21 protein-coding genes are annotated in these 22,787 nt (G+C 69.2%); 16 read left to right on the forward strand and 5 right to left on the reverse strand.

Annotated features, from left to right (window positions below; translation table 11 throughout):
- The first annotated feature begins 8 nt into the window (after window positions 1-8).
- The 11 genes from ACOKGD_RS05650 to ACOKGD_RS05700 all read left to right on the forward strand — a co-directional run bounded on the left by ACOKGD_RS05650 (window position 9) and on the right by ACOKGD_RS05700 (window position 11,670).
- Window positions 9-308, forward strand: coding sequence for a YggT family protein (locus ACOKGD_RS05650; protein WP_342335194.1), 300 nt, complete (start codon window positions 9-11; stop codon window positions 306-308).
- Between the two features lie 113 nt (window positions 309-421).
- Entirely contained in the window at window positions 422-1,045 is a 624-nt protein-coding gene (locus tag ACOKGD_RS05655) for a DivIVA domain-containing protein (RefSeq protein ID WP_342335193.1), read from the forward strand.
- Window positions 1,046-1,052: 7 nt separating this feature from the next.
- Window positions 1,053-1,613, forward strand: coding sequence for a signal peptidase II (locus tag ACOKGD_RS05660; protein WP_342335192.1), 561 nt, complete (start codon window positions 1,053-1,055; stop codon window positions 1,611-1,613).
- Entirely contained in the window at window positions 1,613-2,533 is a 921-nt protein-coding gene (locus tag ACOKGD_RS05665) for an RluA family pseudouridine synthase (RefSeq protein WP_342335190.1), read from the forward strand. Before ACOKGD_RS05660 ends, ACOKGD_RS05665 begins: the two co-directional genes overlap by 1 nt.
- A gap of 36 nt (window positions 2,534-2,569) precedes the next feature.
- A complete protein-coding gene (locus tag ACOKGD_RS05670) occupies window positions 2,570-3,142 on the forward strand; it encodes a GNAT family N-acetyltransferase (RefSeq protein ID WP_342335189.1) in 573 nt (190 codons plus the stop codon).
- A gap of 48 nt (window positions 3,143-3,190) precedes the next feature.
- Complete coding sequence (locus ACOKGD_RS05675; RefSeq protein ID WP_342335187.1) at window positions 3,191-3,811, forward strand: cyclodeaminase/cyclohydrolase family protein; 621 nt, start codon at window positions 3,191-3,193, stop codon at window positions 3,809-3,811.
- Window positions 3,812-3,899: 88 nt separating this feature from the next.
- Entirely contained in the window at window positions 3,900-7,412 is a 3,513-nt protein-coding gene (dnaE, locus tag ACOKGD_RS05680; protein ID WP_342335186.1) for a DNA polymerase III subunit alpha, read from the forward strand.
- Between the two features lie 94 nt (window positions 7,413-7,506).
- Entirely contained in the window at window positions 7,507-8,736 is a 1,230-nt protein-coding gene (locus ACOKGD_RS05685; RefSeq protein ID WP_342335185.1) for a hypothetical protein, read from the forward strand.
- Window positions 8,737-8,766: 30 nt separating this feature from the next.
- The gene (gene hisD / locus ACOKGD_RS05690) at window positions 8,767-10,071 is read left to right on the forward strand and encodes a histidinol dehydrogenase (protein WP_342335184.1); all 1,305 of its coding nucleotides are present in this window, start codon (window positions 8,767-8,769) and stop codon (window positions 10,069-10,071) included.
- A gap of 11 nt (window positions 10,072-10,082) precedes the next feature.
- Entirely contained in the window at window positions 10,083-10,583 is a 501-nt protein-coding gene (gene nrdR, locus ACOKGD_RS05695; RefSeq protein WP_342335182.1) for a transcriptional regulator NrdR, read from the forward strand.
- A gap of 43 nt (window positions 10,584-10,626) precedes the next feature.
- Window positions 10,627-11,670 (forward strand): quinone-dependent dihydroorotate dehydrogenase, encoded by a 1,044-nt coding sequence (locus ACOKGD_RS05700; RefSeq protein WP_342335181.1) that lies wholly within the window; start codon window positions 10,627-10,629, stop codon window positions 11,668-11,670.
- 93 nt (window positions 11,671-11,763) lie between these two features.
- On the opposite strand, the gene ACOKGD_RS05705 is transcribed toward ACOKGD_RS05700, so the two are convergent.
- Window positions 11,764-12,348 (reverse strand): DUF3043 domain-containing protein, encoded by a 585-nt coding sequence (locus tag ACOKGD_RS05705; RefSeq protein WP_421355097.1) that lies wholly within the window; start codon window positions 12,346-12,348, stop codon window positions 11,764-11,766.
- A 93-nt stretch (window positions 12,349-12,441) separates the two neighbouring features.
- Here ACOKGD_RS05705 and ACOKGD_RS05710 point away from each other — a divergent pair, with 93 nt between their 5' ends.
- The 5 genes from ACOKGD_RS05710 to ACOKGD_RS05730 all read left to right on the forward strand — a co-directional run bounded on the left by ACOKGD_RS05710 (window position 12,442) and on the right by ACOKGD_RS05730 (window position 17,591).
- Window positions 12,442-13,851 (forward strand): dipeptidase, encoded by a 1,410-nt coding sequence (locus ACOKGD_RS05710; RefSeq protein WP_342335179.1) that lies wholly within the window; start codon window positions 12,442-12,444, stop codon window positions 13,849-13,851.
- A gap of 85 nt (window positions 13,852-13,936) precedes the next feature.
- A complete protein-coding gene (erpA, locus tag ACOKGD_RS05715) occupies window positions 13,937-14,308 on the forward strand; it encodes an iron-sulfur cluster insertion protein ErpA (protein WP_342335178.1) in 372 nt (123 codons plus the stop codon).
- Between the two features lie 191 nt (window positions 14,309-14,499).
- Complete coding sequence (gene coxB, locus ACOKGD_RS05720) at window positions 14,500-15,423, forward strand: aa3-type cytochrome oxidase subunit II (RefSeq protein WP_342335177.1); 924 nt, start codon at window positions 14,500-14,502, stop codon at window positions 15,421-15,423.
- 2 nt (window positions 15,424-15,425) lie between these two features.
- Window positions 15,426-17,171: an aa3-type cytochrome oxidase subunit I gene (ctaD, locus tag ACOKGD_RS05725; RefSeq protein ID WP_342335175.1), complete on the forward strand. Its 1,746-nt coding sequence runs from the start codon at window positions 15,426-15,428 to the stop codon at window positions 17,169-17,171.
- On the forward strand, window positions 17,172-17,591 hold the full coding sequence (locus tag ACOKGD_RS05730) for an aa3-type cytochrome oxidase subunit IV (RefSeq protein WP_342335174.1): 420 nt from the start codon (window positions 17,172-17,174) through the stop codon (window positions 17,589-17,591). It begins immediately after the preceding gene.
- Window positions 17,592-18,510: 919 nt separating this feature from the next.
- On the opposite strand, the gene ACOKGD_RS05735 is transcribed toward ACOKGD_RS05730, so the two are convergent.
- Genes ACOKGD_RS05735 through ACOKGD_RS05750 form a run of 4 tightly spaced genes read right to left on the reverse strand, consistent with a single transcriptional unit; the run spans window position 18,511 to window position 22,769 of the window.
- Entirely contained in the window at window positions 18,511-20,184 is a 1,674-nt protein-coding gene (locus tag ACOKGD_RS05735) for a cytochrome bc1 complex cytochrome b subunit (RefSeq protein WP_342335172.1), read from the reverse strand.
- Complete coding sequence (locus ACOKGD_RS05740; protein ID WP_342335170.1) at window positions 20,184-21,257, reverse strand: cytochrome bc1 complex Rieske iron-sulfur subunit; 1,074 nt, start codon at window positions 21,255-21,257, stop codon at window positions 20,184-20,186. Before ACOKGD_RS05740 ends, ACOKGD_RS05735 begins: the two co-directional genes overlap by 1 nt.
- 57 nt (window positions 21,258-21,314) lie before the next feature.
- Window positions 21,315-22,115, reverse strand: a complete 801-nt coding sequence (locus tag ACOKGD_RS05745) for a cytochrome bc1 complex diheme cytochrome c subunit (protein WP_342335168.1) — start codon at window positions 22,113-22,115, stop codon at window positions 21,315-21,317.
- A 21-nt stretch (window positions 22,116-22,136) separates the two neighbouring features.
- Window positions 22,137-22,769, reverse strand: a complete 633-nt coding sequence (locus ACOKGD_RS05750) for an aa3-type cytochrome oxidase subunit III (protein ID WP_342335166.1) — start codon at window positions 22,767-22,769, stop codon at window positions 22,137-22,139.
- Window positions 22,770-22,787: the final 18 nt, after the last annotated feature.

Raw genomic sequence — 22,787 nt, forward strand, 5'->3', positions numbered from 1 at the left:
CGCTCGTCGTGAGTTCCGTCGTCGGGCTGATCGCCTCGATTCTCAACGTCGCCGTCCTGCTCTACATCCTCGTGCTGTTCACGAGGCTGGTGCTCGAGTACATCCCCATGTTCAACCGCGAGTGGCGCCCCCGCGGCGCCATGCTCGTGGTGGCCGAGGTGACGTACACGCTCACCGACCCGCCGATCCGGCTGCTGCGGCGGTTCATCCCGCCCCTGCGCTTCGGCGGCATCGCCATCGACTTCGCGTTCGCCCTCACGATGCTGATCTGCTTCGTGCTGCTCTCGGTGACGCGCGCGTTCATGTGACCAGTCGTGCCCATGGCCGTTCGCGGCCATAGGCGCGACGGTTATGCTTGCAGACGGAGAAGTGCCCGGGGTCCGCCCTAAGGCCACAGACACCCCACGGATAGGAGCCACTCATGGCATTGACGCCGGATGACGTCGTCACCAAGCAGTTCCAGCACGTCCGGTTCAAGGAGGGCTTCGACCCGGACGAGGTCGATGACTTCCTGGACGAGATCGTCGTCGAGTGGCGCAAGACGATCGAGGAGAACAACGAGCTGAAGGCCAAGCTCGCCAAGTACGAGTCCGGCGAGGTCGCCCCCGCCGAGGCCGCTCCCGTCGCCGAGGCCCCGGTCGAGGCGCCCGCCGAGCCCGAGCCCGTTGCGGCCGAGCCCCAGCCCGAGCCGGCACCCGCCGCCGATGTCTCCGCGACCGCCACGAGCGCCGCCAGCATCATCGAGCGCGCGCAGCGCCTGCACGACGAGCACGTGGCCGAGGGCCGCCAGCTCGCCGAGCAGCTCGTCGACGAGGCCAAGGCCGAGTCGGACCGCATCAAGGCCGAGGCCGAGACGAAGCAGCGCGAGCTCAACGAGAAGTACGAGCGCGAGCGCACGACGCTCGAGGGCCGTATCACCGAGCTCCGCCAGTTCGAGCGCGACTACCGCTCGCAGCTGCGCAGCTACTTCGAGGGCAAGCTGAAGGATCTGGACAGCACGGGGTCCACCTCGGGCGAGACGCCGGTCTCGGCGATCGGCCTCTGAGCCGGTCTTGACTGACCGCGCACCCCTGCGTACGGCGGCGGCCAGCACCACCATCGCGATTCTCGCGATCCTGGTGCTGGCCGCCGACCAGTTCGCCAAGCACATCGCTCTCACCTCGCTGCCGCTGGAGACCCCGGTCCCCGTGCTCGGCGAGTTCCTCCAGTGGTACCTGGTGAAGAACCCCGGCGCCGCCTTCTCGATCGGCGAGGGGGTCACCTGGATCTTCAGCATCGCCCTCGCGGCGGTGGCCTGCGGCATCGTCTGGGTCGGCGTCACGCGCGTCCGCTCCCGTGTCTGGGCCGTGGTGCTCGGCCTCCTGCTGGGCGGAGTGCTCGGCAACCTCGGCGACCGCCTGTTCCGCGAGCCGGGATTCGCCGTCGGCCACGTCATCGACTTCATCTCGACGCCGTGGATGATGCCCGCGATCTACAACGTCGCCGACATGTTCATCGTCTGCAGCATGATCGCGGTGGCCGCCCTGGTGCTCTTCGGCGTCGCGCTGGACGGATCCGGCCGCGCCTCCTCGGCACCCGCCGCCGAGCCCGCCGACGTGTCCCGGGAGGACTGATGGAGTCGCGTCGCCTGCCCGTCCCGGACGGGCTCGACGGGGCTCGCGTGGACGCGGCCCTTGCGAAGATGCTGGGCTTCTCGCGCACGTTCGCGGCCGAGGTCGCCGAGGCCGGCGGCGTCGAGCTCGACGGCATCGTCGTCGGCAAGTCCGACCGCCTCGTCGGCGGAGCCTGGCTCGATGTCTCGTGGCGCCCCAAGGAGGAGCCGCGGATCATCCCCGTCGAGGTCCCGGATCTCGGGATCGCCTACCAGGACGACCACATCGTCGTTGTGGACAAGCCCGTCGGCGTCGCCGCCCACCCCTCGGTGGGATGGGAGGGGCCGACCGTCCTCGGCGCCCTCGCGGCGGCCGGTGTGCGGGTCGCCACCACCGGCGCCGCCGAGCGCCAGGGCGTGGTGCATCGTCTCGACGTCGGCACGAGCGGCCTGATGGTGGTCGCGAAGACCGAGCACGCGTACACGGTGCTCAAGCGCGCCTTCAAGGAGCGCACGGTCGACAAGATCTATCACGCGGTCGTGCAGGGGCATCCCGATCCGCTCGTCGGCACGATCGACGCGCCCATCGGCCGCCACCCGCACCACTCGTGGAAGTTCGCGGTCACGCCGGAGGGCAAGGACTCGGTCACGCACTACGAGACCCTCGAGGCGTTCCCCGGTGCGTCGCTGCTGGAGATCCACCTCGAGACCGGCCGCACCCACCAGATCCGGGTGCACATGGCCGCGCATCGGCACCCGTGCGTCGGCGACCCGCTCTACGGCGCCGACCCCACGATGTCCGCCCGTCTGGGGCTCACCCGTCAGTGGCTGCACGCGCACCAGCTGTCGTTCGCGCACCCGGCCACGGGCGACTGGGTGACCTTCACCTCGGACTACCCGGCCGACCTCGCCCACGCGCTGGGGGTGCTGCGCGGGGAGTGACTTCCACGTGTCGGTGGCCGGTGACACGCTGAGCGCATGGTGATCGAGGTGCGACCGGCGACGGTCTTCGACGACGTCCGCGCGATCCTCGGGCCGAAGAAGCCCGAGGCGAGCGTCTGCTGGTGCCTCAGCTACCGCGTGCCCGGCGGGTTCAACTCGTCGCTGCGCGGCCCGGAGCGGGGCGAGTTCGTCCGGCGGCTGTGCGAGGCCGATCCGCCGCCCGGTGTGCTGGCCTACGACGGAGACGAGCCGGTCGGGTGGGCGGCGGTCGCCCCGCGCGCCGAGACGCAGTTCGCCCGCAGCCGGAAGATCCCGCACATCGACGACCTCGACGTGTGGAGCGCCTGGTGCTTCCGCGTGCGTCCGGGGCACCGTCGGCAGGGGATCCTCGATCGTCTGCTCGAGGGCGCCGTCGACTTCGCGAGAGAGCGCGGCGCCCCCGCGATCGAGGGATACCCCGTAGACAACGCCGGGCAGAGGGTCGATCAGACGATGGCGTTCGTCGGCTTCCGCTCGCAGTTCGAGCGCGCCGGCTTCCTCAAGGCCGCCGACACCGACTCGGTGTCGGGCGGCTTCCCGCGGGTGGTCATGCGCCGCGACCTGCGATAGGGCTGTCAAGCCCTGGTCGTGCGGGTGGGCCCTCGCGAGGATGGGCGCATGGCGGAGGGCATCACCACACGCGAGGCGACGATCGAACGCTGGACCGCGGGTCTCGGCGAGGCGAACGGCGATCCGGGCGGGGGAGCGGCCGCCGGGGTCATGCTCGCGGTGGCAGCCGGCCTGATGTCCATGGTGGCGGGCTACTCCGATGCGCCCGAGATCCGCACGCGTGCGCAGGATCTGCGGGTCGCCGCCCTCGAAGCCGCCGACGAGGACGCGGCCGCGTCCGCGGCGTTCGGGGCCGCCTTCCGTCGCGACGACGAGGGCCGAGAGGACGCTATCCGGGAGGCGTCGCTCGAGGGAGCGCGCTCGTCCGCTCGCCTCGGCGACCGCGCCCGCGCCGCCATCCCGGATCTCGAGCACCTCGCCGTGCACGGCGATCGCACGCTGGTGGCCGACGTCGCGGTGGCGGCCGCCGCCCTGCGCGGCGCGCTCGCGAGCGCTCGCACCAACCTCAGCTACGACCTCGCGACGCTGCGCTCGGCGGGCTGGGAGCTCGACGAGGTGCGTGCCGAGCACCCCGCGCTGTGGGCGACCGTGGCGGGCCTCGGCGATGCCATCGCCCGCATCGACGGGCTCACCGACCGCATCGACCACCGCGCGGCGCCCACCGACTGAGCGCCGCCCGGCAGGGAGGATGCCGCATGCGCGCCGACACCCGGCGTCGCCGGGCGGGCGTGGGGGTGGTCGAACTTAGACTCGATCCATGGCATCCGACTCCTTCGTCCACCTCCATGTGCACAGCGAGTACTCGATGCTCGACGGCGCCGCGAAGATCGGCGCTATGACGCAGGCGGCGGCCGACTACGGCATGCCGGCGATCGCGGTCACCGACCACGGCAACACCTTCGCGGCCTTCGAGTTCTACAAGGCGGCCCAGGCCTCCGGCATCAAGCCGATCATCGGCCTCGAGGCGTATGTCACCCCGGGCACGCACCGCAGCGACAAGTCGCGCGTGCAGTGGGGCTCGCCGGATCAGAAGTCCGACGACGTCTCGGGTTCCGGCGCGTACACCCACATGACGATGTGGTCGCAGACCACCGAGGGCATGCACAACCTGTTCCGGCTCAGCTCGCTGTCGAGCATGGAGGGGTACTACTTCAAGCCGCGAATGGACCGCGAGCTGCTCCAGACGTACGGCAAGGGGCTGATCGCGACGACCGGATGCCCCTCGGGCGAGATCCAGACCCGCCTGCGCCTCGGCCAGTACGACGCGGCACGCGCGGCCGCGGCCGAGTTCCAGGACATCTTCGGCAAGGAGAACTACTTCGCCGAGATCATGGACCACGGGCTCTCGATCGAGCGCCGGGTCATGACCGACCTGCTGCGGATCTCGAAGGATCTGGGAATCCCGCTGGTCGCCACCAACGACTCGCACTACACGCACCAGCACGAGGCCGACGCCCACGCGGCGCTGCTGTGCGTGCAGTCCGGATCGACGCTCGACGACCCCAACCGCTTCAAGTTCGACGGCGACGGCTACTACGTCAAGACGGCCGCCGAGATGCGGCACATGTTCCGCGACAACCCCGAGGCGTGCGACAACACCCTGCTGATCGCCGAGCGCTGCGAGGTCGAGTTCAACACCTCGGCCAACTACATGCCGCGCTTCCCCGTGCCCGACGGCGAGACCGAGGACAGCTGGCTCATCAAGGAGGTCGAGAAGGGCCTCCACTACCGGTACCCGGCCGGCATCCCGGACAAGGTGCGCAAGCAGGCCGAGTACGAGACCGGGATCATCCTCCAGATGGGCTTCCCCGGCTACTTCCTCGTCGTCGCCGACTTCATCAACTGGGCCAAGGACAACGGCATCCGCGTGGGGCCCGGCCGCGGCTCGGGTGCGGGGTCGATGGTCGCGTACGCGATGAAGATCACCGACCTCGATCCGCTCGAGCACGGCCTCATCTTCGAGCGCTTCCTCAACCCCGACCGCGTCTCCATGCCCGACTTCGACGTCGACTTCGATGACCGTCGCCGCGGCGAGGTGATCGACTACGTCACCCGCAAGTACGGCTCCGAGCGCGTCGCGCAGATCGTCACCTACGGCACGATCAAGTCGAAGCAGGCTCTGAAGGACGCGGGCCGTGTGCTCGGCTTCCCGTTCTCGATGGGCGACCGCCTCACCAAGGCCATGCCGCCGGCAGTGATGGGCAAGGACATGCCGCTCGACGGCATGTTCAACCCCGAGCACCCCCGGTACAAGGAGGCGAGCGAGTTCCGCACGCTGATCGAGACCGACCCCGAGGCCAAGACGGTCTACGACCGCGCGGTGGGCCTCGAGGGCCTGAAGCGCCAGTGGGGCGTCCACGCCGCGGGCGTGATCATGTCGAGCGAGCCGCTGCTGGACATCATCCCGATCATGCGCCGAGAGCAGGACGGCCAGATCGTCACGCAGTTCGACTACCCGTCCTGCGAATCGCTCGGCCTGATCAAGATGGACTTCCTGGGCCTGCGCAACCTGACGATCATCTCGGACGCGCTCGACAACATCCGGATGAACAGGGGAGAGGAGCTCGACCTCGAGCATCTCTCGCTCGACGACAGGCCGGCGTACGACCTGCTCTCGCGCGGCGACACCCTCGGCGTGTTCCAGCTCGATGGCGGGCCGATGCGCTCGCTGCTGCGCCTGATGAAGCCGGACAACTTCGAGGACATCTCGGCCGTCATCGCGCTGTACCGCCCGGGCCCCATGGGTGCGAACTCGCACACCAACTACGCGCTCCGCAAGAACGGGCTGCAGCCGATCACGCCGATCCACCCCGAGCTCGAGGAGCCGCTGCGCGACATCCTCGACACCAGCTACGGCCTGATCATCTATCAGGAGCAGGTCATGGCCATCGCGCAGAAGGTCGCGGGCTTCAGCCTCGGCCAGGCCGACATCCTGCGCCGCGCGATGGGCAAGAAGAAGAAGTCCGAGCTCGACAAGCAGTACGAGGGCTTCGCCGGGGGTATGAAGGAGCGCGGCTTCGGCGAGGGCGCCATCAAGGCGCTGTGGGACATCCTGCTGCCCTTCTCGGACTACGCGTTCAACAAGGCGCACTCCGCCGCCTACGGCCTCGTCTCGTACTGGACGGCGTATCTGAAGGCGCACTACCCGGCCGAGTACATGGCCGCGCTGCTCACCAGCGTCGGCGACTCCAAGGACAAGATGGCGCTCTACCTGAACGAGTGCCGCCGCATGGGCATCCGGGTGCTGCCGCCGGACGTCTCCGAGTCGATCAACTTCTTCGCCGCCGTCGGCGAGGACATCCGCTTCGGCCTCGGCGCGGTGCGCAACGTCGGATCGAACGTCGTCGAGGGCATCGTGGCGTCGCGCGCCGACGGGCCCTACACATCGTTCCACGACTTCCTGGCGCGGGTGCCGCTGCACGTGGCGAACAAGCGCACGGTCGAGTCCCTCATCAAGGCCGGCGCGTTCGACTCGACCGGCTCGACGCGCCGCGCTCTCGTGGAGATCCACGAGAGCGCCGTCGAGGTCGCGGTCACCGACAAGCGCAACGCCGCGGGCGGTGCGATCGGGTTCGACTTCGACAGCCTCTGGGACGAGCCCCAGTCCGTGCAGAAGGTACCGGAGCGCCCGGAGTGGACGAAGAAGGACAAGCTCGCGTTCGAGCGCGAGATGCTCGGGCTGTACGTCTCCGATCACCCGCTCGCGGGCCTCGAGGTGCCGCTCGCCAAGCACCGCACGATCACGATCAGCGCGCTGCTCGCGTCGGAGGATCTGCAGGACGGCGACCAGGTGACCGTCGCCGGCCTGGTGACGAGCGCCCAGCATCGCGTGGCCAAGTCCAGCGGCAATCCCTACGGCATGATCACCATCGAGGACTTCGAGGGCGAGGTCACGGCCATGTTCATGGGCAAGACCTACACCGAGTTCCAGCCCATCCTGCAGCAGGACGCCATCATGGTCGTCCGCGGTCGCGTCTCCCGCCGTGACGACGGGCTCAACCTGCATGCGCAGTCGGCGTTCACCCCGGATGTGGGCTCCTTCGACGAGGCAGGGCCGCTGACGCTCGTCATCCCGGAGCAGCGCGCCACCGAGCAGATCGTCCAGGATCTGGCCGACACGCTGCGGCGTCACTCGGGCGACACCGAGGTGCGCCTGAAGATGCACAAGGGCCGCACCGCGAAGGTGTTCGAGGTGCCCATGCACGTCCGGATCACGGCCGACCTGTTCGGCGACCTGAAGTCGCTGCTCGGTCCGCAGTGCCTGGGCTGATCCCGCCGCGCGGCGCCGGGTCGAACTGCCCCGTGAGGGGGCGGCCCCCCGTCGGTAGGATCGACTTCTCCGTTCCGTCATCGAGAGGATCAGCGTGACCGACCTTCCTTCGGCCTCGTCCGCCCCCGAGCAGCCCGTCGCCGCGACCGACGCGTCTGCGGCCGAGAAGCCGCTCCACGGCGTCGGTCCGTTCACGGTGCGCGAGGTGATCCTCCTCGCCGCGTCCGCGCTGATCCTGCTGCTGTCGTTCTTCTCGCTCTACTCGGGCTTCTACCTCACCATCTGGCAGCGTTCGCTGGAGTGGGTGCTCGCGGTCGCCCTGCCGCTCGCCGCGGGGGTGCTGATCCTGATCCGCCGCTTCGCGCCCGCGACGCGCCTGCGGGTCGGGTCGCTCTCCGTCGACCAGTTCGCCTCCGTGGCGTTCTCGGTGTCCGCGGTCATGTGGCTGAGCAACGTCGCCTACGGCATCGACACCTTCGTGCGCAGCTCCGGCACGGTCGGCGCCCTGACGTGGAGCGCGTGGGTCGCGCTGATCGTCAGCCTCGTCGGCGTCTTCTTCACGGTCGTCGCCCCGTTCGTCCCGCCGTTCAAGGACGACTTCGTCGGTCGTCCCGAGGCACCCGCGCACCCGATCGCGCGGGAGGCCCGCCCGGTCATCCGCCGCCCGCGTCCGGAGCCGCAGTCCGCCGCACCGGCATGGCAGCAGCAGCAGGGCGGCGCGTGGCCCGCGAACGGGCAGCAGCCGTACGGCCAGGCACCCTACGGGCAGCACCCCCAGGCCCCCCAGGGCCCCGAGGCGTGGCAGCAGCAGTACGCCCCGCAGGGCCAGCAGCCCTTCGGTCAGCAGCAGGGCTACGGTCAGCAGCCCTACGGCCAGCAGCCGGGGTACGGTCAGCAGCCCTACGGGCAGGCGCAGTTCCCGGCCCCGGGCGCGCAGGCACCGGCCTACGGCCAGCAGTTCCCGCTCCCGGCCGAGCCCCAGGCGGCGCCGGACTCCACGACGGAGTACCCGGCGGCGGACGACGTCGCGACGTCGGTGCACCAGATCCCTGCCGAGGCGCTCGATGACCAGCCCGCGACCGAGGCCCCGGCCGATGTCGTGTCCGAGCCTCAGACCGAGGTCGTCGCCCCGGCGCCGCAGGCCTTCTGGGCGCTGGCCCCGGAGGAGCGCGACGTCGTCGACGCGTACGGCACGCCGCTGTTCCGGATCGGCCCGACCGCATGGGCGCTGGTGGTGGAGGACCGCGGCAACGCGTACGTCGTGCGTCACGACGACGGCCGCATCGGCTTCCTGCACGACATCTCGGGCGTCACGCGCGGCTGAGAGACGGCGGGCGCCTGCCAGAATAGGGGTATGCGCACCATCGATCTCCGCGGCCGCGACCTCCAGGTCGCGGAACTGCTCGCCGTCGTCCCTCGTGCCTCCGAAGCCCGAGCGACGGCGCTGCATGTGGCGGCCGAGATCGTCGACGACGTCCGCGTCCGCGGCGAGGCCGCCCTGCGCGAGCAGGCCGAGCGCTTCGACGGCGCCGTCGACCACGCGATCCGCGTGCCGGCGGAGCAGATCGCCGAGGCAATCGCCGCGCTCGACGATCAGGTGCGCGCGGCGCTCGAGGAGGCCATCCGGCGTGTGCGCGAGGCCTCGGCCGCTCAGGTGCCCGCGCCGCGCGTGACCGAGCTCGGGCCGGGTGCGCGCGTGACGCAGCGCTGGCAGCCGGTCTCCCGGGTCGGCGTCTACGTGCCCGGCGGCAAGGCGGTCTACCCGTCCAGCGTGGTGATGAACGTGGTGCCGGCTCAGGTCGCCGGTGTCCGCAGCGTCGCCCTCGCCTCGCCCCCGCAACGCGACCACGGCGGGCGCGTCCACCCGACGATCCTCGCCGCCGCCGGCCTTCTCGGCGTCGACGAGGTCTACGCGATGGGCGGCGCGGGCGCCGTCGGCGCGCTCGCGCACGGTGTGGCCTCGCTCGACCTCGACCCTGTCGACGTGGTCTCGGGCCCCGGCAACAACTTCGTCGCCGCCGCCAAGCGAGCCGTCGCGGGGGTGGTCGGCACCGACTCCGAGGCCGGAGCCACCGAGATCCTGATCATCGCCGACGACACCGCCGACCCGCGTCTGGTCGCGTACGACCTGGTCAGCCAGGCCGAGCACGACGAGCAGGCGTCAGCGGTGCTCGTGACGATGTCCGAGACCCTGGCCGAGGCCGTCGCCGCCGAGGTGGAGACCGTCGCAAACGCCACGCGCCACCGCGATCGGGTCGCGGCGGCGCTGGCGGGGGAGCAGTCGGCGATCGTCCTGGTCGACGATCTCGCCGCCGCCGAGGCGTTCAGCAACGCCTACGCGCCCGAGCACCTCGAGATCCACGTCGCCGACGCCGCCGCATCGGCCACCCGCTGCACAAGCGCCGGTGCGGTCTTCGTCGGGTCGTACTCGCCCGTGAGCCTCGGCGACTACCTCGCCGGCTCCAACCACGTGCTCCCGACCGGCGGTCAGTCGCGCTACGCGGCGGGTCTCGGATCCCACACCTTCCTGCGCCCGCAGCAGGTGATCGAGTACGACCGCTCGGCGCTGGCCGACGTGCGCTCGGCCATCGTTGCGCTGGCAGAGGCCGAGGCGCTGCCCGCGCACGGCGAGGCGATCACCGCCCGGTTCGACGCGTAGGATCTCGCCTTATGCACTGCCCCTTCTGCCGCCACGGCGACTCCCGCGTCATCGACTCGCGCACCAGCGACGACGGCCTGTCCATCCGCCGGCGCCGGCAGTGCCCCGAGTGCGGCGGGCGGTTCTCGACCATCGAGACCGCGAGCCTCAACGTCATCAAGCGATCGGGTGCGGTCGAGCCGTTCACCCGCGACAAGGTCATCTCGGGTGTCCGCAAGGCCTGCCAGGGCCGGCCGGTGACGGACGCGGATCTGGCGATCCTCGCGCAGCGCGTCGAGGAGATCGTGCGCCAGACGGGGCTCAGCCAGATCGATGCGAACGAGATCGGGCTGGCCATCCTCGGGCCGCTGCGCGACCTCGACGAGGTCGCCTACCTCCGCTACGCGAGCGTGTACCAGGCGTTCGAGTCGCTCGAGGACTTCGAGACGTCGATCGCCGAGCTGCGCGCCGATCACGCGCGCGGCCGCGCCGACGTCGCAGCGGTCCCGGCCGCGGCCGACGAGCAGGCCTGACACCGGTCGGTGGCGCGCGGGCGCGACCGATACCCTGGAGGGGATGTATCCCCTCCTCTTCACGCACGTCCTCACGCGGTTCGATCCCGAGACGGCGCACCATCTCGGCATGGCCGTGATCCGCGTCGCGGGCGCCTGGCCGTTCGCGCCGATCGTCCGCGCCTTCACCCGCCCGGCGCCCGAGCTCGCGGTCGAGGCCCTCGGTCACACGTTCCCGTCGCCGTTCGGGGTCGCCGCGGGCTTCGACAAGAACGCCGTCGGCGTGCGCGGCCTCGAGGCCCTCGGATTCGGCCACATCGAGATCGGCACGGTCACCGCCATCCCGCAGGACGGCAACCCGAAGCCGCGGCTGTTCCGCCTCGTCCAGGACCGCGCGGTCATCAACCGCATGGGCTTCAACAACCGCGGTGCCGAAGCGGCCGCCCGGCGCCTGGCGAAGCTGCGCCGCTCGGGTGCGGTCGTCGCGGCGAACATCGGCAAGAGCCGCGTGGTCGACGTCGAGAACGCGACGGCCGACTACGTGACGAGCGCGCGGATGCTCGCACCGCTGTCCGACTACCTGGCCGTCAACGTCTCGTCGCCGAACACCCCCGGCCTGCGCGGGCTTCAGGCGGTCGAGACCCTCGCACCGCTGCTGCGCGCCGTCCGCGATGCGGCGGGGGCGACCCCGCTGCTGGTGAAGATCGCCCCCGACCTGCCGGACGACGAGATCGCGGCGATCGCGCGGCTCGCGGTCGACGAGGGGCTCGCGGGCATCATCGCCAACAACACCACGATCTCGCGCGAGGGTCTGGTCGCCGACGCCGCCGAGGTCGAGGCCATGGGCGCCGGCGGCCTCTCGGGCGCCCCCCTCAAGGAGCGCTCGCTCGAGGTGCTGCGTGTGGTCCGCGCCGCCGTCCCCGACGACTTCTGCGTGATCTCCGTCGGAGGCGTCGAGACCGCGGCCGACGTGCAGGAGCGCCTCGACAACGGCGCCACCCTCGTCCAGGGATACTCGGGGTTCCTCTACCGCGGCCCGCTGTGGGCGAAGCAGATCAACGACGGTCTCGTGGCCCTGCGCGCCGGTCGGTCGCCTGGCGCTCGCTAGCCAGATCCCGCGGCCAGGTCGCCGCGCCCGCACCGCCCACGAGAAAGCCCCGCCCTCGAAAGAGGAGCGGGGCTTTTCCGGTGTCCGATCGGATCAGGCGGGGTACTCGCGCCGGCCGACCTGCGGCTTCGGCAGGCGCATGAAGCGCATCTGCACCGAGCGCATCGCGGCGTACCAGCCGAGGCCGCGCTCGAGCTTGTCCTTGCCGAACTTCGCGGCGGCCTTCCGCTTCACCGTCGTCGACAGGATGATCATGTCGCCGATGACGAACAGGATGAACGCCCACAGGACGACGAACGAATAGAACTGGAAGAAGTCCAGCGGGATGAACGTGGTGACGATCACAACGATCATCGCGGGCATCAGGAACTCGCCGAGGTGCCATCCGGCGTCGGTGTAGTCGCGCGCGAAGCGCTTCTGCGGTCCCTTGTCGCGGGCCGGCAGGAACTTCTCCTCGCCGTTGGCCATGCCCAGGCGCGCACGGTCCTGACGCTCGCGCAGCTCTGCGCGGGCGCGGGCCTTCGCCTCCTTGGTGTCGGCGACGAGAGGGCGCTTGCGTGCCGCCTCCTGCTCGGCGCGGCTCGGGGTCGGGCGGCCCTTGCCGGCCATGCCGACGGCCTCGCCATTGAGGAACGTTCCCTCGGAAGCGCCGTCGTTCACGGCGGGGGTCTTGCTCACGGTCTGCACCTCTTCTTCATCCGGATCACGACTCGCTCGTCAGCACGGCGAAACGCCCGGATCGCGTGTGGGGGTCGACCTAAGATTACCCGCATGACTTCGGAGCCCACTGTGGATCAGACCGTGCCGGATCAGCGACTGCTGGAGGCCGCCGAGAGCGGCATCCCGGCGGCGCTCGCGGATCTCGGCAGGCTCGTGCGCATCCAGGGCATCGCATGGCCGGCGTTCGACCAGGAGCAGCTGCAGCTCAGCGCCCGCGCGATCGCGGATCTGGCCGAGGGCACGGGGGTCTTCGACGAGGTGCGCATCCTCACGGCGCCGATCCCCGGCACGGACGAGCACGGGCAGCCCGCGATCCTGGCCACGCGAGCGGCGCGCAACGGGCGCCCCACCGTGATGCTCTACGCCCACCACGACGTCCAGCCCCCGGGGGACGAGGCGCTGTGGGAGACGCCGCCGTTCGAGCCGACGGTCCGCGACGGCCGCCTCTACGGGCGCGGCGCGGCCGACGACAAGGCGGGGGTGATGGCGCACATCGCCTCGCTCCGTGCGCTGCGCGAGGTCGCGGGCGACGACCTCGATCTCGGGATCGTCCTGTTCATCGAGGGGGAGGAGGAGTTCGGCTCGCGCTCGTTCGGGTCGTTCCTCGCCGAGAACGCGGAGGCCATGCGCAGCGATGTGATCGTGGTCGCCGACTCGGGCAACTGGGACTCCGAGACCCCCGCCGTGACGGTCTCCCTGCGCGGCAACGCGAAGTTCCACCTCACGGTGCGGACCCTCGCGCACGCATCGCACTCCGGCATGTTCGGGGGAGCGGTGCCCGATGCGATGCTCGCGACGATCAAGCTGCTCTCGACACTCTGGGACGACCAGGGCGCGGTGGCCGTCGAGGGTCTCGCCGCGCGGGAGGCGGAGACGCCCGACTACGCCGAGACGACGCTGCGCGACGAGGCCGGGCTGCCCGAGGGCGTGTCGCCGATCGGCGAGGGCACGATCCTGTCGCGCATCTGGAACAAGCCGTCGATCACGGTCACGGGCATCGACTTCACGTCGGTGGAGGCGGCATCCAACACGCTCTCGCCCGAGGTCACCGTGGTCGTCAGCGCCCGCGTCGCCCCCGGTCAGGACGCCACCGAGGCGTATGCCGCTATCGAGTCGCACCTGCGCGCACACGCGCCGTTCGGGGCCGAGCTGACCTTCAGCGAGACCGACCTCGGCGACGGCTTCCTCGTCGACACCTCCGGCTGGGCCGTCGCCGACGCCCGTGCGGCGATGCGCGACGGCTACGGCAAGGACCCGGTCGACCTCGGCATCGGCGGATCCATCCCGTTCATCTCCGATCTCGTGCGCCAGTTCCCGGGCGCGCAGATCCTCGTGACGGGGGTGGAGGACCCGCACTCGCGCGCCCACAGCCCGAACGAGTCGCTGCACCTCGAGACGTTCCGCAATGCGGTGCGATCCGAGGCGCTCCTGCTCGGCAGGATCAACGCGCGCAGTCTCTGAGCCCGCCCGAGGGTTGCGGCGGTAGAATCATGAGGTACAACGTCCCGATCGACCGGATCGGGCGGGCCGCCTCGTAAGGAGCGTCATGACCGACACGACCATCGCCGACACCACCGTCGCCGACACGCGCGCTCACGGCGTGAGCCTCACCGACGCGGCGGCCACCAAGGTGAAGAACCTTCTCGAGCAGGAGGGTCGCGACGACCTGCGCCTGCGCGTCGCCGTGCAGCCCGGCGGCTGCTCGGGCCTGATCTACCAGCTCTACTTCGACGAGCGCTTCCTCGAGGAGGACGTGACCGTCGACTTCGACGGCGTCGAGGTCATCGTCGACAACATGTCGGTCCCGTACCTCGACGGCGCGAAGATCGACTTCAAGGACACGATCTCGGAGCAGGGCTTCACGATCGACAACCCGAACGCGTCCGGCAGCTGCGCCTGCGGCGACAGCTTCCACTGAGCCTTCCCGCAAAGAGCCCCAGCCCTCGTGGCATGGGGCTCTTTCGCTTCTCCCGGCGTGTCCCCGCGCTTTCTCGACAACTTGTAGAAAAAGGCCGCTCGAACACGCCCCGGGCTGGCCGTTTGTCCTGAACCGGGTGAGAGCTTGCCCTAGACTGGCATGTGCCTCATCCACGTTCGAAAGGTGAATTCGTGCCGTCGAAACGCTCCCTCCGCTGGGCCGCGATCCCGGTCGCCGTCGCCGCAGCCGTCGCCCTTGCCGGCTGCACTCCCACGGAGCTGCACGGTTACCTCCCCGGATTCGAGGTGGACGGCCAGGCTGCAGAGCCCGCGACCAACCAGGTCGAGCGGGTCGCGTCGCTGTGGACCAGCTCCTGGATCGTCCTGCTCGCCGTCGGCATCATCACCTGGGGTCTGATGCTCTGGGCGATGGTGGTGTACCGCCGCCGCAAGGGCCAGACCGGCCTCCCGGTGCAGCTGCGCTACAACATGCCGATCGAGATCTTCTTCACGACGGTGCCGCTCATCCTCGTCCTCGGCATGTTCGCCTTCACGGCGCGCGACCAGGCCTCGATCGAGCACCAGTGGACCGCTGACGAGGGCGACGTGAGCATCACGGCCATCGGCAAGCAGTGGTCCTGGGACTTCCAGTACAACGGCGAGGAAGAGGACAACTCGGACGCCGTCTGGACGATGGGCATCCAGGCCCAGCCCGACGCGGCCGGCAACATCGACCAGGCCGAGCTGCCCACGCTCGTCCTCCCCGTCGACAAGAAGGTCACGATCGACCTCGAGTCGCGCGATGTCATCCACTCCTTCTGGATCATCGACTTCCTCTACAAGAAGGACATGTACCCCGGCCGCGACAACTCGTGGTCGTTCATCCCCACGCGTGAGGGCACCTACGCCGGCAAGTGCGCCGAGCTCTGCGGTGAGTACCACTCGATGATGCTGTTCAACGTCGAGGTGGTCAGCGAAGCCGAGTACGAGGACTACCTCGCCGAGCTCGAGGCCAAGGGTCAGACGGGCGACGTCGACGACGCCTTCGACCGCCAGCAGAACGCCCCCGGCACGGGCGCCCCCGCGTCCACCGAATCCGAGGAAGAGGGCCACTGATCATGGCGACCACACTCCAGGAGCACCGCACCACGCTCCCGCCGCGACAGGCCGCACTGCTCAGCGCTTCGCGCACTGAGCAGAAGGGCAACATCGTCGTCAAGTGGCTGACGTCCACGGACCACAAGACCATCGGGTACATGTACCTGATCGCGTCGGTGATCTTCTTCATGATCGGCGGCGTGATGGCCCTGATCATCCGCGCCGAGCTCTTCGCGCCGGGCATGCAGGTGCTGCCGACGAAGGAGCAGTACAACCAGCTGTTCACGATGCACGGCACGATCATGTTGCTGATGTTCGCGACGCCGCTGTTCGCCGGCTTCGCCAACGCGATCCTGCCGCTGCAGCTCGGTGCGCCGGATGTCGCCTTCCCGCGGCTGAATGCGTTCGCCTTCTGGCTGTTCCTGTTCGGCTCGACCATCGCGGTCGCCGGCTTCCTGACGCCCTCGGGCGCCGCGTCCTTCGGCTGGTTCGCTTACCAGCCCCTGGCGAACGCCACGTTCTCACCGGGTGTGGGCGGAAACCTCTGGATGCTCGGCCTCGGCCTCTCCGGCTTCGGCACCATCCTGGGCGCGGTGAACTTCATCACCACGATCATCACGATGCGCGCCCCGGGCCTCACCATGTGGCGCATGCCGATCTTCACGTGGAACACGCTCATCACGAGCCTCCTGATCCTCGTGGCCTTCCCGGTGCTCGCCGCCGCCATCTTCGCCGCCGGCGCCGACCGCGTGCTCGGCGCCCACATCTACGACCCGGCCAACGGCGGTGTGCTCCTCTGGCAGCACCTGTTCTGGTTCTTCGGTCACCCCGAGGTGTACATCATCGCGCTGCCGTTCTTCGGCATCGTCTCGGAGATCTTCCCGGTCTTCAGCCGCAAGCCGATCTTCGGCTACAAGACGCTCGTGTACGCGACCATCGCGATCGCCGCCCTGTCGGTGGCCGTCTGGGCGCACCACATGTACGTCACCGGCGCGGTGCTGCTGCCGTTCTTCGCCCTGATGACCATGCTCATCGCGGTCCCGACCGGCGTGAAGATCTTCAACTGGATCGGCACGATGTGGCGTGGCTCGCTCACGTTCGAGACGCCGATGGTCTTTGCTCTCGGCTTCTTGGTCTCGTTCGTCTTCGGTGGTCTCACCGGCGTGATCCTGTCGTCGCCGCCGCTCGACTTCCACCTGTCGGACTCGTACTTCGTCGTGGCGCACTTCCACTACGTGGTCTTCGGAACCGTTGTGTTCGCGATGTTCGCCGGCTTCTACTTCTGGTGGCCGAAGTGGACGGGACGCATGCTCAACGAGCGCCTCGGCTACGTGCACTTCTGGATGCTGTTCATCGGCTTCCACATGACCTTCCTCATCCAGCACTGGCTGGGTGTGGACGGCATGGTCCGTCGCTACGCCGACTACTCGGCCGCCGACGGGTGGACGTGGGAGAACCAGCTGTCGACCGTGGGTGCCGTCATCCTCGGCGCCTCGCTGCTGCCGTTCTTCCTGAACATCTGGATCACCGCGCGCACCGCGCCCAAGGTCACGGTCAACGACCCGTGGGGCTACGGCGGTTCGCTCGAGTGGGCCACGTCGTGCCCGCCGCCGCGACACAACTTCACCTCGATCCCGCGCATCCGCAGCGAGCGTCCCGCGTTCGACCTGAACCACCCCGAGGCCGGCATCCCGGTCGGTGTGGGCCCGGCGAAGGACGCCCCCGACGCTCCCGTGATCGACGTCGCGGACGGAAAGGTCAAGTAAATGCGTTCGCACATCGGAATCTGGTGGTTGCTCGCCGCCTTCTTCGGCGTGATGGCTGTCACCTACACCTGGTGGAACCTGATCGCGCACGGCGAGGTCGAATGGGTCGGCACGGTCGCCCTCAGCTTCGGCATCTTCATGTCGGCGATGATCGCGTTCTACATCCAGGTGGTCCACAAGGGCCAGCACGGTGTGGACCTCCCCGAGGACCGCGACGACGCTGACATCGACGACGGCGACGCCGAGCTCGGCGAGTTCAGCCCCTGGTCCTGGTGGCCGCTCGTCCTCGCGGCCTCGGCGGCGCTGATGATCCTGGGCCTGGCGGTCGGTCACTTCCTGATCCCCGTCGCGCTCGGCATCTTCGCCATCGCGATCGTGGGCTGGGTCTACGAGTACTACCGCGGGTACTTCGCCCGCTGAGTCACCTCCAGAACGCCCCGGCGGACTTCGGTCCGGCCGGGGCGTTTCTGCGTATGCTCCATGGCTCATCCCTCGGGCAGCGGGGCGCGCACTGAGGGCCGTCACGCGGCCGGTGTGCCGCGGGTACGCCCGGGGCTCCTCCCTGCCCTCTGACGGGGCCCCGAGGGCCCCGTTGGTCGCTGAACCCGCTCCGGCGGGTCCTGCCCTGACGTAGGCCCTAGGGCCGGGCCCCCGAGTCGCGACGTGGCTCGCCGCCGACGGCAACGTACCGGCGTGCGATGTGCCGGCGCTCCTGAGCCCACTCACACTGCGGGACGGGCGGCCGCAGAATCCAGGTCACCGAACCGGTCCTGGCCCACCACCGTGTTCACACGCGGACCGCGGCCGGCCTCGGACTAGGGGTGCCCACCTAGCGTGGTCGGGGTGTGTGCTGTCCCTCGGAGTCCTCGTCGCATCCCAACGGGCCGCAGGGGAGCGGGAGCGCGACCCGCCTTCCGCCGGAGTCACTGAGCCCATCGTCATGTCGCATCTGCGCACTGGTCTCCGGCACGTGCTCGGCGGAGCTTCTCGCCGTCTCGCCACGGAAGCGCGGCGACGGGCATACGGTGACCGGGCGGCGACCGGTCACGTGCGCCGGAGGAGGGGACAATCCTCCGCGATCGCTCGAGGCGAGAGACCGTCACCACGGTGCGGGGATGCAATGGCCGGGTCCGTGGGCCGAGTGTCGCCCGTACGGGCTCACGGGTCGGCGTCGGGCCGTACACGCTTCGCGACGGGCCCACACCGCACTCGGCGACCGCTGCGCGGCCTATGGGGCTCCTGTGGGGTCGACGCCGGCTGCTGCCCCCAGCGCGTGCACCAGCGGGAAACGACAACGCCCCCGGTCCGAAGACCGGGGGCGTTGTTCACGCGATCAGAGTCAGTGACCCGACTCGAGCTCGCGGGGGCTGGGGCCGTACTCGTGCAGCTCGTGCTTCTGGTGCGCCACCGAGGCGTCCAGCTCGCTCTGCGTGACGGGGGCCAGGCGGTCCTCGAAGAACCAGCGGGAGAATCCGGCGCGCAGCTTCTCGCTGAAGGGGATCTGGCCCTGGTCGTTCGGGCGCAGGACGAGGGGAGCGTAGTTCTCCACGTCGATCAGCTTCCAACGCTCGTACTCGCTGACGGGGCGGTGCACCTCGCGGTACTCGCCACCGGGCATACGCACGATGCGGCCCGACTCGTAGCCGTGCAGCGCGATCTCGCGGTCCTTCTTCTGCAGGGCCAGAGCCACGCGCTTGGTGAAGAAGTACACGATGATCGGCAGGACGATGAGCGAGATCTGCAGGAAGCGGATCACACCCTCCATGGTGAGCATGAAGTGCGTCGCGATGATGTCCGACGAGGCGGCGGCCCAGAGAACCGCGTAGAACACAACGCCGGCGGCGCCGATCGCGGTGCGGGTCGCGGCGTTGCGCGGGCGCTGGGCGATGTGGTGCTCGCGCTTGTCGCCGGTGATCCACGCCTCGATGAAGGGGTAGAACATCACGAGCACGATGAAGACACCGAGCACGAGAACCGGGACCAGGATGCCCATCGACAGCGTGAAGTTGCCGAGCTGGATGTCCCAGTTCGAAGGTGCGAGACGCAGGGCGCCATCCGCGAAGCCGATGTACCAGTCGGGCTGCGTACCGGCCGACACGGGGGACGGGTCGTACGGACCGTAGGCCCAGATCGGGTTGATCTGCACCAGCGAGGCGAACAGCACGATCACGCCGAAGACGATGAAGAAGAAGCCGCCCATCTTCGCCATGTACACGGGCATCATCGGGTAGCCGACGACATTGCCGTTGCTGCGGCCGGGGCCCGCGAACTGCGTGTGCTTGTTCACGATCATCAGGATGAGGTGAAGCGCGACGAGCGCGATGACCAGCAGCGGCAGGATCAGGATGTGCAGCGTGTACAGGCGGCCGACGATCTGGTCGCCCGGGAACTCACCGCCGAAGAACAGGAACGAGGTCCAGGTTCCGATGATCGGCAGACCCTTGATCAGGCCGTCGATGATGCGGAGGCCGTTGCCCGAGAGCAGGTCGTCGGGGAGCGAGTAGCCGGTGAAGCCCTCGGCCATCACGAGGATGAACAGCACGAAGCCGATCACCCAGTTCAGCTCGCGGGGCTTGCGGAACGCGCCGGTGAAGAACACACGGAGCATGTGCACGCCGATGCCGGCCACGAAGACCAGCGCGGCCCAGTGGTGGATCTGGCGGACCAGCAGGCCGCCGCGGACGTCGAACGACAGGCGGAGCGTCGACTCGAGCGCCGACGACATCGCGATGCCGCGCATGGGCTCGTAGGCGCCGGTGTAGTGCGTCTCGGCCATGGACGCCTGGAAGAAGAACGTCAGGAACGTGCCGGACAGCAGCACAACGACGAACGACCACAGCGCGATCTCGCCGAGCATAAACGACCAGTGGTCGGGGAAGACCTTGCGGCCGAGAGCCTTGACGAAGCCGGAGAGGCTCGTGCGCTCGTCGATGTAGTTGGCGGCGGCGCCGACGAACTTGCCGCCCAGCGGGGCGTCCTGGCTCGTCTTCTCAGGGGCGGTGGTGGTGCTCATCAATGACGCTCCCAGAAGCTCGGGCCGACGGGCTCGGTGAATCCGTGCTGCGCGACGAGGTAGCCCTCGGCGTCGACGGTGATCGGCAGCTGCGGCAGCGGGCGGGCCGCGGGTCCGAAGATGACCTTGGCGTGCTCGGTGACGTCGAACTGCGACTGGTGGCACGGGCACAGCAGGTGGTGGGTCTGCTGCTCGTACAGGGCGACGGGGCAGCCGACGTGCGTGCAGACCTTCGAGTACGCGACGATGCCGTCGTACGACCAGGTCTTGCGCTCCTCGGTCTCCTTGAGCTGCTCGGGGAGCAGACGCATGAGGAGGACGATGGCCTTGGCCTTCTCCTCGAGGTATCCCTCGCCGTGGCTGAGCTCCGTGAGGTTCTCGGGGATCACGTGGAAGGCCGAGCCGAGCGTGACGTCGGACGCCTTGATGGGCGTGCCGTCGGGGTCGCGGACGAGACGGATGTCCTTGTCCCACATGGTCTGGTTCAGCAGCGCGACCGGGTCGCCCGCGATGGGGTTGTCCGGCGTCGAGTGCGGGGCCAGGCCGCGGAACAGCGTGATGCCGGGGAGGATCGAGGCGCCGACCGCGGCGAACAGCGAGTTGCGGATCATCTTGCGACGACCGAAGCCCGACTCCTCGTTAGCGACGGTGAAGGCCTCGACGACCGCGGCGCGCGTCTCCTCGGAGCCGCGGGTGCCGTGACGCTCCTCGACGTACTCCTTGTCGCTCATCAGCGCCTTGGACCAGTGGATCGCGCCCACGCCGATGGCGAGGAGCGCCGCGGCGATGCCGAGACCGATCCAGAGGTTGTTGCTGCGGATCGAGGTGGCCGTGCCGTCCTCGATCGGGAACAGCATGTAGGCGGCGACGGCCCAGAGGCTCGCGGCGACCGACACGTAGAACAGCGTGTAGACGACGCGGTTCGCGAGGCGCTCGGCCTTCGGGTCCTTGTCGGTGACCCGGGTGCGGTGCGGCGGCAGGCCGGGGTTCTGCACGGGGTCGGCAACCGAGACGGCCAGGCCGGGGCTGGCCTTGTAGGCCTCCACCTCGTGCACGTCGGTGTCGTGAGCCATGGGGTTCCTCGTCACGTCTTCTTTGTTGGTCATGCTCAGGAGATCAGTTCGCCGAGGTCAGTTCGACTTGGCGGTGATCCACACGGTGATCGCGATCAGCGCGCCGATGCCGAAGATCCAGACGAACAGACCCTCCGACACCGGGCCGAGCGAGCCGATGGTGAAGCCACCGGTCGCGGGCTGCTCCTGCTGGTACAGCAGCGCGGAGATGATGTCGCGCTTGTCCTCGGGGGTGAGGTTCATGTCGCTGAAGACGGGCATGTTCTGGGGACCGGTGGCCATCGCCGCGTACATGTGCAGGGCGCTGGTGTCCTGGATGTCCGGAGCGTACTTGCCCTCGGTCAGCGCACCACCGGCGGCGGCCACGTTGTGGCACATCGCGCAGTTGATGCGGAAGAGCTCGGCGCCGCGGGCGACATCGCCCTCGCCGTCCAGGTAGTGCTCATCCGGGAAGTCCGGGCCCGGGGCCGACTCCTGGACGAAGTCGGCGACCGCGAGGATCTGCTCCTCGGTGAACTGCACCGGCTTCTGCGGGGCCTGGACGTCCTGACGCTGCATCGGCATGCGGCCGGTGGACATCTGGAACTCGACCGCGAGCGCGCCGACGCCGTCGAGCGACGGGCCGTTGGCCGTGCCCTCGAGGTTCATGCCGTGGCAGGTCGCGCAGTTCGCCTGGAACAGCTTCTCGCCGTCCTCGGCGGTGAGCGAGGTGTTCGCGCTCGTCTCCGCGGTCGCCGCGACGGCGGCGGTGGCGCCGGCGTAGACGCCTCCGGAGATGAGCAGGCCGATGCCGATCAGCGCGGCTGCGGCCAGGGGGGAGCGGCGGCCGTTCGCACGGCGCTTCTTCTCTCGTGCCATAAGGGTGATGTAGCTCCGCTCTTACTTGAGGAAGTAGATGACAAAGAACAGGGCGATCCACACGACGTCGACGAAGTGCCAGTAGTACGACACGACGATCGCGGTCACGGCTTCCTTGTGACGGGCGCGCTTGACCGCGTAGAAGCGGCCGATGGTGAGGAGGAAGGCCACGAGACCGCCAGTCACGTGCAGGGCGTGGAAGCCCGTCGTGAGATAGAACGCGGAGGCGTACGAGTCTGCGCTGATCGGCATGCCCTCGCTCACCAGGGTGGTGTACTCCCAGACCTGGCCGGACACGAAGAACGCGCCCAGGGCGAAGGAGACCCAGAACCACGGCACAACGCCCCAGTTCACGAGCTTCTGGATGAAGGGGTACTTCTCGAAGCGCACACCCTCGGCGGAGAACACACCCAGCTGGCAGGTGACACTCGACAGCACCAGGATGATCGTGTTCACCAGCGCGAACGGGACGTTCAGCAGCTGGCTGCGCTCGGCCCACAGCTCCGGCGAGGTGCTGCGGAGCGTGAAGTAGATGGCGAAGAGGCCCGCGAAGAACATCACCTCGCTGCCGAGCCAGACGATCGTGCCGACCGCGACGGTGTCGGGTCGCTTGACTGTTCTGGGTGCCGGGGCGAACGTTGCTGGTGCAGTCACCCGTCCATTATTGCCGAT

The sequence above is a fragment of the Microbacterium phosphatis genome, from assembly GCF_049177115.1.
GTDB classification, from domain to species: domain Bacteria; phylum Actinomycetota; class Actinomycetes; order Actinomycetales; family Microbacteriaceae; genus Microbacterium; species Microbacterium phosphatis.